Origin of the sequence: Glutamicibacter sp. 2E12 (genome assembly GCF_050030965.1) — a bacterium.
GTDB lineage: Bacteria > Actinomycetota > Actinomycetes > Actinomycetales > Micrococcaceae > Glutamicibacter.
Genome location: NZ_CP188297.1, coordinates 2,572,152 through 2,584,852 on the forward strand (window position 1 = coordinate 2,572,152; position 12,701 = coordinate 2,584,852).

Here is a 12,701-nt window from a genome sequence, read left to right on the forward strand (position 1 = left end):
TAGAGCTTTGCGCAAGGCCCGCTGTCCGTTCCCGGATTGGCGGGCCTTGCGGCGTTAAGGAACGTTGCAAAAGCCTTCATTGAACCCAAAAATGCTGCCGTTGAGCCAAGAAATCTGCAATTAGTTGAAAAAATCCCGGTTTTCCGCCTGTTTTCCGCAGTTCTGGGGCGAAACGTTTGATATGTTCTCACTGGTAAGACCGTGCGACCGTGCGGCGTTCGGGGCCCGGAAGAGGGCTTTGGATCACTAGTCCAGGAGGACCATACATTGGCTATGAACCGTAGCGAACTTGTTGCTGCTGTTGCAGCGAAGACCGAAAACTCCCAGGTTGCCGTTAATGGTGTTCTGGATGCAGTCTTCGAGGTTTTCGTCGACCAGATTTCCAAGGGTGAGAAGGTGTCGATCCCAGGTTGGTTGGCTGTAGAGCGCACCGATCGTGCAGCTCGCACCGGCCGCAACCCACAGACCGGTGAAGCAATCCAGATTCCTGCTGGCCACTCGGTCAAGCTGACCGCTGGGTCGAAGCTGAAGGCTGCTGTAGCCAAGAAGTAAGCTTCCGCTAGAGCTTTGCGCAAGGCCTGACCCGCTCCGGAGAAATCCAGGAGGCAGGGTCGGGCCTTCTGCTTTATCGGAGCACCGTTTGAGGCGCTCTTCTACTTCGCGTAGAATCAGCTTCGATCGTAGAACTCCGCGAAGAATGGCTGCCCATCGTGTCACAGAAACCCGCAACCCGCGTTATCCGCGGCTGGTTGGCGGCAAGCGTGTGCACCTGGACAGCCTTTGCCGCGCACGCCCACAGTGCGCCTACAGCGCTATCGGTGGTGGCAATGGTGCTCATTACCTGCGTCTCTGCGGCTATCGGCGTCGTGCTGGTGGGCCGGAAGTTCTCCCTGTGGGCGACCAGCCTGGTCGTGCTGCTCAGCCAGGGACTCTACCACCTGAGCTTGTCGGTGATGAGCCACCAGGGCGGCGATCTTTCCGGACTGGAACACGCGCACCATGCGGGGCGCAATCCAGCGCTGGCGCAGGACATCACCGCGCAGTACGCCAACGTGCATACCGAATCGATGCTCTACGCCCACGTGCTGGCCGCGATCGCCAGCGTACTGGTGCTCTACGGCGGTGAACGCCTGCTCAAGGCCATGGCCGGCTGGCTCACCCTTTCAACGGCCCGGCGGATCCTCTCGCGCATTCGCGTGCAGGTACCTGCTGCCCGGCCGCTTCGTGCCTACTTCCCCTTGCGTTTCCAACTCAAGCTGGCGCAATTGGGAAGACTGCCGGAGCGCCGCGGTCCGCCCTGCTTCATTCTTGCTGCCTGAGTAAAGAATCGAAGCGCCCCGCAAGGGGCTTGGAAGGAACATCATGAGCGTAGTAACCAAGAACATCACCCGACTAGTCGCAGTACTGGCATTCTCCTTGCTGGCTTTCGCCGGCTCGATCGGTGCCGCCAACGCGCACGACCAGTTGATCGGCTCCACCCCGGAGGCCGGGGCCACCATCCAGGAAGTGCCCGAGGACATCACCCTCGAATTCTCCGGCGTGCTCCAGAGCCTATCCGGCGTGGACTCCACGGTGGTCTCGCTGACCCTCGATGGGGAAAAGATCGACACCGAGGCCAAGACCAAGGGCACCAAGGTCACCGTCACCCCGGCCAAGGAGCTGGGCAACGGCGAGTACCAGCTGGCCTACCGCGTGGTCTCGTCTGACGGCCACCCGATCGAGAACAAGATCGGCTTCAGCGTCGACGCGCCGCAGGCCGCCCCAACCCTGGTCAGCTCGAGCGCGCCAGCAGCGCCTAGCGACTCCGCAGGGTCCGCCGACCTGGATCCAGGCACCAATCCGGTCCAGGACCTGGGCAGCTCGATGAGCCCGGTGGTCTGGGTCATCATCGGCGTGGTCATCCTTGGCGGCGCGCTGGGCGTGCTGGCCAAGTTCATGCGCCAGTCCAAGTAGCCCCCACCCTTCCGGTGCGCCCGAGGCCACCGCTGCCTTTGGCGCGCCTGCACACCGAACCCGAAAGCTTGAGAACATGAATTTCCGCAAAACCACTGCACTGGCCCTGGGCCTTGGACTGCTGCTCACCGGCTGCGCGCAGAGCGCCGACGGGCAGCAGCCCGCACCGGCCGCCGAACAGGAAACCGCCGGGCAAGCCGAAGCGCTGGCCACCAGCGAAACCTGGGCCAAGGCCGCCGAGTCGGGCATGAGCGCGGCCTTCGGCATCCTGCACAATAATTCTGGCACCCCGATTGCGTTGCGCAAGATCAGCAATGCCCAGGGCGATCAGATCCAGATCCACGAAATGCGCGGCACCGGCGACGGGATGACGATGGCGCAGCTCGAAGGGGATCTGGTGATCGAACCCGGCAAGGACGCGGTGCTGGCACCGGGCGGCCACCACCTGATGTTCATGGACCTGCAGGAACCGCTGGTGGCGGCCCAGACGGCGAGGCTGAAGCTGGAATTCGCCGACGGGTCGAGCACCGAGGTGGACTTCCCGATCCGCAACTTCGACGGGGCCAACGAAAGCTACGACGAGCATGCCGGGGATGCGCATGCCGGGCACTAGCGTCGACCGCCGGCTGCTGCTGGGTACCACCGCGGCCGCTGCGCTGGGCGGAATGCTCACCGGGTTCGGCACCGGAAAGCTGAGCGCTCCAGCCCCAGCGGCCACCGCCAACCCGCAGGGGTACCGCCCGTTCTACGGGAAGTACCAGTCGGGGATCCTCGACGGCCAGCAGGCCCACGCGGTCTTCGCCGGGTGGGATCTGCACTGGCGCGAGGGCTCCAAGAAGGAGCAGCTGCGCGCGGTGCTGCAGATGATCACCGATGATGCGGCCCGGCTGGCCAGCGGCCGCGGAGTGCTGGCCGACACCGAACCGGAAATGGCGCAGCCCGGAGGCGAGCTGACGCTGACCGTGGGGCTGGGCCAGAGCCTGCTGGATGTGGCCGGGCGCGGGCAGATCGGCACGCTGCCGCGCTTCGCCGGGGACCAGCTCGATGAGCAGTACGGGCAGTGCGATCTGCTGATCCAGTTCTGCGCGCAGGAGCAGACCGTGCTGCACCATGCGGTGCGGGCGGTGTCCAAGAACCTGCGCGGGCTGGGCGCCAGGCGCTTCGCCCAGACCGGGTTCATCAACCCCGGCGGGCGCGGGTTCCGCAACCTGTTCGGCCAGCTCGACGGGATCAACAACCCCGGCGGAGAACTGCGCGAGAGCGCGGTGTTCGGCCAGCCGGGCTGGATCGAGAACGGGACCACCCTGGCGCTGCGCAGGTTCGAGATGGATCTGGACGGCTGGGACGAGGTGGACGGCGCCGGACGGGACCATGCACTGGGCCGCCGGCAGTCCGACGGCGCGCCGCTGTCGGGCGCCAGCGTGGATGATCCGGTGGACCTGGCCGCGGCCAATGAGCTGGGGCTGCCGGCGATCGCGGCCAACGCCCACGTGGCGCTGGCCAAGCCGGCCAGCGCGGACGAAACCATGCACCGGCGGGGCTACAACTTCGACGGAGCGGCTTCCGGGTTGCTGTTCGCCAGCTACCAGCGCGACCCGGCCACCAGCTTCATCCCGGTGCAGCACCGGCTGGCGGCCGCAGATGCGCTGAACACCTGGCTGAAGCCGGTGGGATCGGGCCTGTACGCGATCCTTCCCGGGGTGCGCGAAGGCGGCTACCTGGGGGAGGCGTTGCTGGGCCAGGTGTGAGATGCGCCCAAAGCGGGCTGCCGCGCGGTGACCGGCCGGGCGAAAAATGAGATGATGAGAAGGTTATGGATACAGCACAGCGCACGGTTTCAGTCACCCGCTTCATCCTGCCCGGAATCCTCGCTGCGGCGGTGGCCTTCCTGGCGGCGGTGTTGTTCACCGGGATCGCCCGGCCGGCGGATTTGGCCGATCCCGGGGCTTTCGTGCGCTGGTCGCTGCCCATCTCCCGGGCCATCCACCATGCCTCGATGTCGCTGAGCATCGCCGCGCTGGTTTTCGGTGCGGCGATCATCCCGCGGGCCGCCAAGGTGACCGGCGATGCCGAAGGCCAGGCCCATCCGGCGTTCGCCCGCACGATGAATATCGCCGCCGGGGCCGCGGTGGTGTGGACCCTGTCCGCGGCCACCGTCATGCTGCTGACCTTCTGGGATTTGGCCGGCATCCCGATGAGCCTGGATCCGCAGTATTCGGCCGCGATCCTGGACTACATCCTGTCGATCACCAGCGGGCGGGCCTGGGCCTGGATGGTGGTGATCGCAGCGATCACCAGTTCGCTGGCCCTGGCCGCGCGCTCCAGGACCACGGTGGGGCTCAGCGCATTCTTCTCGCTGTTCGGCATCCTGCCGCTGGCCTTCATCGGCCACGCGGCCGGGGGAGACGACCACTTCGCCGCGGTGAACTCCATCGGCCTGCACCTGCTGGCCGTGGTGCTCTGGTTTGGCGGCATCATGGTGCTGGCCCTGCTCGCTCCGACGCTGGCCGGCGAAGCGCCGGGACGCAAACGCGGGCAGGTGCTGGCCGGGGTGGTGCTCAAGCGCTATTCCGCGCTGGCCACCTTCGCGGTGTTCCTGATGATCGGCTCGGGCCTGGCTTCGGCGGTGATCCGCATTACCGGCTGGGACCAGTGGCTGACCCCGTACGGCATCCTGGTGATCGTGAAGATCCTGATCACCCTGGGGCTGGGCGCACTGGGCCTGTGGCATCGGCGCATGGTGATCCCGCGGCTGCTGGAGGGCAAATTCACGGCGCTGCGCGCGGCCTGGCAGGTCGTGGCCGGCGAGGTCATCCTGATGGCTGCGGTGATGTCGGTGGCCACCGTGCTGGCGCGCACCGCTCCGCCGACTTCCGATGAGCCTCCGGTGCAAGCGACCCCGGCCCGCCTGCTCACCGGCTACGACCTGCCGCCGGCCCCGGATACCGCCGCGTGGTTCACCACCTGGCGCATGGACTGGATCTGGGTGGCCGTGTGCCTGTTCGGCCTGGCCGTGTACCTGTGGGCCTTCATCAAGCTGGCCCGCCGCGGCGACAAGCCCAGCGTGCTGCGCCTGGCCAGCTGGATCGTGGGCCTTTTCGCGCTGTTCTACGTGACCAGCGGCGCGGTGGCCGTGTACGGCAAGATCCAGTTCTCCACCCACATGGTCGATCACATGTCGCTGACCATGATCGTGCCGATCTTCCTGGTCCTGGGCACCCCGGTCACGCTGCTGCTCAAGGTGCTGGGATCGCGCGTCGACGGCACCCGCGGCCCGCGCGAATGGATCCTCTACCTGGTGCACTCGCGCTACTCGAAGGTCATCACCCACCCGATTTTCGCCGCGGTGAACTTCGCCGGCTCGATCGTCGTCTTCTACTTCACCCCGTTGCTGGAACCGGCCATGCGCTACCACGCGGGCCACGAGCTGATGAACCTGCACTTCCTGCTCACCGGATACCTGTTCGCGCTGTCGCTGGTGGACGCCGACCCGGTCCCCAAGCGCTACCCGTACCCGATGCGCCTGGTGGTGCTGCTGGCCACCGTCGCCTTCCACGCTTTCTTCGGGGTGGCGCTGATGAGCACCGAAACCCTGCTGGCCCCGGACTACTTCGGGAACATGGGTCGCACCTGGGGCGGCACCGCACTGGAAGACCAGGTGGTGGGTGCCGGGGCGATGTGGGCGATCGGCGAAGTGCCGACCCTGGTCCTGGCCATTTTCGTGGTCATCTCGTGGCTGCGCCAGGACAAGAAGGACACCAAGCGCTACGACCGCCAGGCCGAGCGCGACAACGACGCCGAGCTGGCTGCCTACAACGAAATGTTCGCCCGCTTCAAGCAAGCCGACCGAAGGGACCCACGTGCCTAGCACCAAGAAAATCCTCGCCGCCTCCCTGGCGGTGTGCGCGCTGCTGGCCGCAAGCGCCTGCTCCGCGCAATCCGAAATGCCGCAGGACGAAACGCACAAGATCGCCGTGCAGGGCACCGCGACGCCCAGCGCATCGCAAGAGCCGCAAGAGCCTGCCCAGCCGGAAGAAATGACCACCGCGCAGGTGGCCACCACGGCCGGCGCAGTGATGGCCGCCGAGCTCGGCTTCCCCTCCAGCGCCAAGATCCAGGGCGAGGACCTCGAATCCCTGGCCACGCCGCCCACCGATACGCTCAAGGACCTGGTGGTCCTGCCGTCCCAATGCTCGGCTCCGATCGAGGACTTGAACTGGTCGCCGGTGCAGCTGGGCACCGAGGCGGCGCGCACCGACTTCACCAACGAGAACCAGTCGATCACCGGGTCGGTGGAGGTGGCCAAGCTCGGCGACGGGGCGGCGAAGGTGGCGGCGCACAATGCGAACGTGGCCACCATCCTGGAGGAATGCAAGAGCGTGAAGCTCAACGGGCTGGACTACCGCGAGACCCTGGCATTCTCCGATCCGGGCGTGCAGGATGCCGATTCGGCCCTGTACTACAGCCGTGATGGGCAGTATGCGCAGGATTCGCTGGTGCTGATCAAGAGCACCGGGGAGTATGCGGTGATGGTCTCCTTCCTCTCGGCGACCTCGCTGCAGGATGCCGCCTTCAACCAGGTGGCCACCGGCATCATGGACACCGTGCTCGCGCAGCTGCCCTAGCTCGCCGCCCCGGCAGGGAATAGAAGCCCTGGGCCTGCGGTTACACCAGCAGACCGTGAGCGAGTTTCACACTTTTCTCAATGTTGCTTAACACCGTTAGCCCCAGCGGGCCGCGGTGGCAGATAATTGAGGTTCGAATTGCCGCAGCCGCGGCGACAGCGAAAGGATCACCATGAGCACTTCCGAATCCGTCCGCGCCAATTACAAGGTGCGCGCCAGCGAACTGCTGGGCCGCAACTGGCTGAATACCGGCGGCAAGCAACTGGATCTGGACGCATTGCGCGGCAAGATCGTGCTCCTGGACTTCTGGACCTTCTGCTGCATCAACTGCCTGCACGTGCTCGACGAGCTGCGCCCGCTGGAGGAGCAGTACAAGGACGTGCTGGTCACCGTCGGCGTGCACTCCCCGAAGTTCGAGCACGAAGCGGATCCGGATGCGCTGGCCGCCGCCGTGGAGCGCTACGAAATCCACCACCCGGTGCTCGACGACCCGGAATTGGTCACCTGGCAGGCCTACGGTGCCCGCGCCTGGCCTACCCTGGTGGTATTGGATCCCGAAGGCTACATCGTCGCGCATCTGTCCGGCGAGGGCCACGCCCAGGGCCTGGGCTCGCTGGTCGAGGAACTGGTAGCCGAGCACGAAGCCAAGGGCACGCTGCACCGCGGCAACGGTCCTTACGTGGCACCGGCAGCCCGCGAGGGCGACCTGCGCTTCCCGGGCAAGGCGATCGCCCTGGCCAACGGCAACTTCCTGGTGGGCGATTCGGGCCACCACCGCCTGGTCGAACTGGCCGGCGACCTGTCCACCGTGGTGCGCACCATCGGCGCCGGGGTCAAGGGCTATGCCGACGGGGACGCTGCCACCGCGCAGTTCAACGAACTGCAGGGGCTGGCCGCCTTGCCGGCGGAACTGGCCGCCGAAGTCGGCTACGACGTGATCGTCGCCGACACCGTCAACCACCGCCTGCGCTCGGTGAACCTGGCCACCGGCGCCGTGGGCACCCTGGCCGGCAACGGCGTGCAGCGCCTGCTGGATTCGGAGAACGCCCGCCAAGAAGTCCAGCCCACCGAGCTGGGCACCGATGCGCTGAATATTTCGCTCTCGTCCCCATGGGATGTGCTCTACCACCCATCGGGGCAGGTCATCGTCGCGATGGCCGGAACCCACCAGATCTTCGCCTTCGATCCGCGCACCGGCGCCGTGTCGGTCTTCGCCGGCACCGGGCTGGAAGGCCTAACCGATGGCGCGCCGGATGAGGCCTGGTTCGCCCAGTCCTCGGGCCTGGCGCTGGATGGCGAGAACGTGTGGATCGCCGACTCGGAAACCAGCGCCCTGCGCTGGATCGAGGTTGAAGAAGGCAAGGCCAAGAGCGTGAACACCGCGGTGGGCACCGGCCTGTTCGACTTCGGCTTCCGCGATGGCGATGCGCAGCAGGCGCGCCTGCAGCACCCGCTGGGCGTGGCCGTGCTGCCGGACCACTCGATTGCCATCGCCGACTCCTACAATGGCGCGGTGCGCCGCTTCGATCCGGCCACCAAGACTGTCTCCACCCTGGCCAAGGGCCTGAGGGAACCGGCCGACGTGCTGGTGGACACCACCGTGGACGGCGATCCGGTGCTGCTGGTCGTGGAGACCAACTCCCACCAGCTGGTGCGCATCCCGATCCCTGCCGAAGCACTGGTGGTCGACCAGGGCGCCAGCCAGACCCAGCGCCCCAAGACCCGGGTGCAGGCCGGCAAGCACGGGATCCTGGTCCGCTTCGCCGCACCCAAGGGGCAGAAGCTCGATGACCGCTGGGGCGATCCGACCCAGCTGAAGATCTCGGCCAGCCCTGAGGAACTGATCCTCGACGGCGCCGGCACCTCGGTGGGCCTGTCCCGCACCCTGGAACTGAACCCGGAGGTGGCCGAGGGCGTGCTGCACATTACCGCCCGCGCGGCGGCCTGCGATGGCGAACCGGGCGGCGAGATTCCCGATCACGCGGCCTGCCACCTGTACCAGCAGGACTGGGGCATCCCGGTGGTGCTGGACGCAGAGGGCGAGGATGAACTGCTCCTTGACCTGCGTGGCGTGAACTAGCCCCGGCCCGAAGCATGCATCAGGCGCACCAGCGATGGTGCGCCTTTTGCGCGCCCGGCGCCGAACGCCCGGGCAGCGCCGCAGCAAGAATCTGAGGAAACCTCAGCATTTTCCTGCCCGGGTGGCTAGACTGGAGGGCGGGAGGAGCCGGAGGGATCTGGCGGTAGCTATGGCGTCGAAAATGTTCCGTGCACTGGAAGTACCAAATTACCGGTTGTGGGTGATCGGTGCGCTGGTCTCCAATATCGGAACCTGGATGCAGCGTGTGGCCCAGGACTGGCTGGTGCTCACCGAGCTCACCGACCACGATGCAGTGGCCACCGGCATCACCACCGGCCTGCAGTTCCTGCCCGTGCTGCTGCTGGGCCCCTATGCCGGACTGATCGCCGACCGCTTCGACAAGCGCCGGCTGCTGATCCTCACGCAGAGCTTCATGGGAGTCTGCGCCCTGGTCCTGGGCCTGCTGGTGGTTACCGGCACGGCGCAGCTGTGGCATGTCTACGTGCTGGCCACGATGCTGGGCATCGGCGCCTCCTTCGACGCCCCGGCACGCCAGGCGTTCGTCTCCGAGGTGGTTCCCGGCACCCACCTGGCCAACGCGGTGGCGTTGAACAGCGCCAACTTCAACCTGGCCCGGCTGGCCGGGCCCGGCGTGGCCGGTGCGGTCATCGCGCTGGTGGGCACCGGACCGGCGTTCCTGCTCAACGGCGCCTCATTCCTCGCGGTGATTTTCTCGCTGGCGTTCATGCGCAAGGACGCACTGAACCCTTCCAAACCGGTCGCGCGCGCCAAGGGGCAGGTGCGCGAGGGCTTGGCCTACGTGAAGAACCGCAAGGACCTGGTGCTGATCTTCTTCCTGGCCGGCGTGATCGGCACCTTCGGGCTGAACTTCCAGATGACCAACGCGCTGATGGCCACCGAGGTCTACGGGGTAGGAGCAGGGGAGTACGGGATCCTGGGCTCGATCATGGCCGTGGGCACCTTTGGCGGGGCGCTGTTCGCCGCCCGGCGTTCGGCTCCGCGCTGGCGCTTCCTGATCGGCGGCGGCGTGTTCTTCGGCATCGCCGGGATTGCCAGTGCGTGGATGCCCAACTACATCGCATTCGCGCTGGTGCTGATCCCGGTGGGACTGGGGTCGCTGACCTTCTTGAACAGCTGCAACACCATGGTGCAGACCTCGGTGCCCCCGGAGTACCGGGCGCGCGTGCTGGCGCTGTACCTGATGGTGGTGATGGGCGGTACGCCCATCGGCTCGCCGCTGATCGGCTGGTTCGCTGAACTGTTCGGGATCCAGATCGCCGTGACCATTGGCGCCGGGTTGTCGCTGGCCGCCAGCTTGGCAGCGCTGGTGGTCTGGCAGAAGTTCAAGACCAATGCGGTGCCGCTGCGCAGCCAGTTCCGCGAACTGCTCGGACGCTAGCCGGCCACCTGTTCGCCGCCGGCCACCGGAACCACGGAAACTTCGGTGGTGCTGGTGGTCAGCTGCGCGGTGAAGGAGTAGTCATCCTTGACGGTCTTCTTGGCCTTGGCGCCGGTGCGCAAATCCTGCTCGGTCAGGGTCAAGGTGGCGGTGGCCTTCAGCGGGGACAGCACCCAGGCGCCGTTGTAGTAGTTCACTTCAATGGTGGGGTACTTCGCGATGGACCAGTCGATGGTCGCCGGGTCCACGCGCGCCGAGGTGCTGTAGGCGAACGGGCATCCGGCAGGCATCAGCACCTGCTCGCTGGCGCACTCGTTGAGGTAGTTCTTCACCTTGGCATTGATGGCAGCGATGAATTCCTTGGTCGGCTCGGTCTTCAGCGCGATCTCCACCGGCTCCTTGGCAGGCTTGGTGACCACCATCCCGCGGGTGTCGGCCGCAAAGTTCTTGGTGCTGAAGCTCGCGTCGAGGATCGAGGGGTAGAACACCGGAAGGGTGCTCACGCCAGCCGATAACGGGATCTTCTGCTCGTTGACCGTGACCTCGTTGACGGTGTTGGCCTTGATCTTCACGCTGGGCAGCGTGCTTGGCTCGAAGGCCCACTTGTCGAACAGCAGCCAGGATTTGCCGGCATGGCGCAGCGTGTAGGTCGATTCCTTGTCCACGCCGTGGGCCTTGTAATGCGCGGTGACGGTGCGCAACTGCTCATCGCCCTCTACCGCCTGGGCCTTGTCGGTGGAGAAATCCGTAATTCCGGCCTGGGTGCGCTTGAGCACGTCCCCATCCAGGGCAACAGCATCGCCCTGCGGGACCTGGGCCTGCATCAGGCCCAGGGCTTCGGCGCCTTCGCCCCTGGCCAGATGCTGCTGCAGTGCCTGCACCTGGTGCTGGGGGGAGAAGAGCGTACGGTTGGCGGCGATCGTTCCGGCAATGACCAGAACGACGACAGCCGCTGCAGCCAATGCCCAGCGAAGAGCCAGGCGGGCAGCGGAGATCGGCGTGGAATTACGAGTGTTCATCAGTAGCTAGGCTATCTGGTTTCCGGGCCCAGACCGAAAACGGCGTGCTGGAAGAGCCAGGTATTACTAACGGCGGCGCTTGCGGTTGCCGAAGAAGCCGCGGATCAGCTCGCGGCCAAGCACCTTGGCGGCGCCCATGGCCATGTCCATCATCGGGTTCTCTTCTTGGCGCGGTTGGCTCTGGCGTGGGGCGCTTTCCCGTCGTGGCTCCTTCGCCGGCTCGGGAGCAGTCGCTGGCGCCGGCGCCGCGGCCCGGGTTTTGGCCTCGAGCATTTCGCGGGCAGAATCACGATCCACTGCGGCGCTGTACTGCGCAGCCAGCGTCGAAGTGCCACGGACCTGGGCCATCACCTCAGGTGAGGCCGGGCCGATGTTGGACCCCGGCGAGGACATCTTGGTCCACGCTACCGGGGTCGGTGCACCTTTCTCGCCCAGCACGGTGACCACAGCCTCGCCGACACCGGCCTGGGTCAGTGCTTCCTGCAGGTCCAGCTCACCGGTTGGGAAGGTCTTGATGATCTGCTTGAGCGCGCTCTGGTCCTTGGCGGTGAACACGCGCACCGCATGCTGGATGCGGTTACCCAGCTGGCCGAGCACCTCATCGGGCAGGTCGGTCGGGGACTGGGTGATGAAGAACAGGCCCACGCCCTTGGAGCGTATCAGGCGCACGGTGTTGATGATCGCATCGGTGAACGCCTTGGTCGCATCCTTGAAGAGCAGGTGGGCCTCGTCGAGGAAGAACACCAGCTTGGGCTTCTCCAGGTCCCCGGCTTCTGGCAGGTCCTCGAACATGTCGGCCAGGAGCCACATGAGGAACGTGGAGAAAAGCATTGGCTGGGAGCTGACCGAGGGCAGTTCCAGGATGTTGATGACGCCCGCGCCGTCGCGCACCTGCAAGAAGTCCGCGGTATCGAACTCCGGCTGCCCGAAGAACTGGTCCAGTCCCTGGGTCTGCATGATCGTGATGCCGCGCAGGATCACCGATGCGGTGGATGAGGAGACGCCGCCCAGGGCGGCCAGCGCCGGGGCGCCGTCGTCGCTGAGCAGGAAGCTGATGACAGCTTTCAGGTCGCTGAGGTCATCCAGCGGCAGCTTATTGGAATCGGCGTAATGGAAGATCAGCTGCAGGCATTCTTCCTGGGTTTCGTTCAGTTCCAGGACACGGGCCAGCAAAATCGGGCCGAAGGCGTCCACGCTGGCGCGTACCGGGACGCCCTGCCCATTGCCACCCAGGCTGAGGAACTCGACCGGGTTGGTGCGCGCAACGAATTCGTGGCCGAGCTCGGCCAGTCGGGCACTGAGCTTCTCCGACGGTTCGGCAGGCTGCGCCAGGCCGCTCAGATCGCCTTTGACATCGGCGAGGAAAACCGGAACCCCGGCCACAGAGAGCTGTTCTGCCATGGTCTGCAAGGTGACGGTCTTGCCGGTGCCGGTGGCACCAGCGATCAGGCCGTGGCGGTTGAGCATTTTCAACGGCAGGCGGACCTGCGCGGTTGGCTCGGCCTTGCCGCCGATCAGTGCAGCCCCGAGCTCCAAGCAATCGGATTCGAAGTTGTAGCCTTCAACGAGGCTGGTCAGCAAAGTATTCGTTTCCTGGGTCATGG

General features: G+C 66.0%; 11 protein-coding genes. 9 read left to right on the top strand and 2 right to left on the bottom strand.

Annotated features, from left to right (window positions below; translation table 11 throughout):
- Nucleotides 1–267: 267 nt before the first annotated feature.
- The 9 genes from ACP3TE_RS12010 (at nucleotide 268) to ACP3TE_RS12050 (ending at nucleotide 10,078) form a co-directional block, all read left to right on the top strand.
- Complete coding sequence (locus tag ACP3TE_RS12010) at nucleotides 268–552, top strand: HU family DNA-binding protein (RefSeq protein WP_013349906.1); 285 nt, start codon at nucleotides 268–270, stop codon at nucleotides 550–552.
- Between the two features lie 158 nt (nucleotides 553–710).
- On the top strand, nucleotides 711–1,319 hold the full coding sequence (locus ACP3TE_RS12015) for a hypothetical protein (RefSeq protein WP_332485890.1): 609 nt from the start codon (nucleotides 711–713) through the stop codon (nucleotides 1,317–1,319).
- Between the two features lie 43 nt (nucleotides 1,320–1,362).
- Nucleotides 1,363–1,953: a copper resistance CopC family protein gene (locus tag ACP3TE_RS12020; protein WP_426733702.1), complete on the top strand. Its 591-nt coding sequence runs from the start codon at nucleotides 1,363–1,365 to the stop codon at nucleotides 1,951–1,953.
- Between the two features lie 76 nt (nucleotides 1,954–2,029).
- Nucleotides 2,030–2,566: a copper chaperone PCu(A)C gene (locus ACP3TE_RS12025; protein ID WP_426733704.1), complete on the top strand. Its 537-nt coding sequence runs from the start codon at nucleotides 2,030–2,032 to the stop codon at nucleotides 2,564–2,566.
- The gene (locus tag ACP3TE_RS12030; RefSeq protein WP_181148812.1) at nucleotides 2,553–3,701 is read left to right on the top strand and encodes a Dyp-type peroxidase; all 1,149 of its coding nucleotides are present in this window, start codon (nucleotides 2,553–2,555) and stop codon (nucleotides 3,699–3,701) included. Before ACP3TE_RS12025 ends, ACP3TE_RS12030 begins: the two co-directional genes overlap by 14 nt.
- A gap of 65 nt (nucleotides 3,702–3,766) precedes the next feature.
- Complete coding sequence (locus ACP3TE_RS12035) at nucleotides 3,767–5,821, top strand: cytochrome c oxidase assembly protein (RefSeq protein ID WP_105657032.1); 2,055 nt, start codon at nucleotides 3,767–3,769, stop codon at nucleotides 5,819–5,821.
- Nucleotides 5,814–6,578, top strand: coding sequence for a hypothetical protein (locus ACP3TE_RS12040; RefSeq protein ID WP_133833544.1), 765 nt, complete (start codon nucleotides 5,814–5,816; stop codon nucleotides 6,576–6,578). Before ACP3TE_RS12035 ends, ACP3TE_RS12040 begins: the two co-directional genes overlap by 8 nt.
- Nucleotides 6,579–6,750: 172 nt before the next feature.
- Nucleotides 6,751–8,658, top strand: a complete 1,908-nt coding sequence (locus tag ACP3TE_RS12045) for an NHL domain-containing thioredoxin family protein (RefSeq protein ID WP_426733707.1) — start codon at nucleotides 6,751–6,753, stop codon at nucleotides 8,656–8,658.
- Nucleotides 8,659–8,839: 181 nt separating this feature from the next.
- The gene (locus ACP3TE_RS12050; RefSeq protein ID WP_105657029.1) at nucleotides 8,840–10,078 is read left to right on the top strand and encodes an MFS transporter; all 1,239 of its coding nucleotides are present in this window, start codon (nucleotides 8,840–8,842) and stop codon (nucleotides 10,076–10,078) included.
- Here ACP3TE_RS12050 and ACP3TE_RS12055 read toward each other — a convergent pair.
- Nucleotides 10,075–11,097, bottom strand: a complete 1,023-nt coding sequence (locus tag ACP3TE_RS12055; RefSeq protein WP_133833547.1) for a hypothetical protein — start codon at nucleotides 11,095–11,097, stop codon at nucleotides 10,075–10,077. The two genes, ACP3TE_RS12050 and ACP3TE_RS12055, sit on opposite strands and share 4 nt — an antisense overlap.
- Nucleotides 11,098–11,163: 66 nt before the next feature.
- The gene (locus ACP3TE_RS12060) at nucleotides 11,164–12,699 is read right to left on the bottom strand and encodes a helicase HerA-like domain-containing protein (protein WP_332485897.1); all 1,536 of its coding nucleotides are present in this window, start codon (nucleotides 12,697–12,699) and stop codon (nucleotides 11,164–11,166) included.
- Between the last annotated feature and the right edge of the window lie 2 nt (nucleotides 12,700–12,701).

Coding starts and splice junctions, on each gene's coding strand:
- ACP3TE_RS12020 (WP_426733702.1), top strand. CDS start 1,363: ATGAGCGTAGTAACCAAGAACATCACCCGACTAGTCGCAGTACTGGCA.
- ACP3TE_RS12025 (WP_426733704.1), top strand. CDS start 2,030: ATGAATTTCCGCAAAACCACTGCACTGGCCCTGGGCCTTGGACTGCTG.
- ACP3TE_RS12030 (WP_181148812.1), top strand. CDS start 2,553: ATGCCGGGCACTAGCGTCGACCGCCGGCTGCTGCTGGGTACCACCGCG.
- ACP3TE_RS12035 (WP_105657032.1), top strand. CDS start 3,767: ATGGATACAGCACAGCGCACGGTTTCAGTCACCCGCTTCATCCTGCCC.
- ACP3TE_RS12045 (WP_426733707.1), top strand. CDS start 6,751: ATGAGCACTTCCGAATCCGTCCGCGCCAATTACAAGGTGCGCGCCAGC.
- ACP3TE_RS12050 (WP_105657029.1), top strand. CDS start 8,840: ATGTTCCGTGCACTGGAAGTACCAAATTACCGGTTGTGGGTGATCGGT.
- ACP3TE_RS12055 (WP_133833547.1), bottom strand. CDS start 11,097: ATGAACACTCGTAATTCCACGCCGATCTCCGCTGCCCGCCTGGCTCTT.
- ACP3TE_RS12060 (WP_332485897.1), bottom strand. CDS start 12,699: ATGACCCAGGAAACGAATACTTTGCTGACCAGCCTCGTTGAAGGCTAC.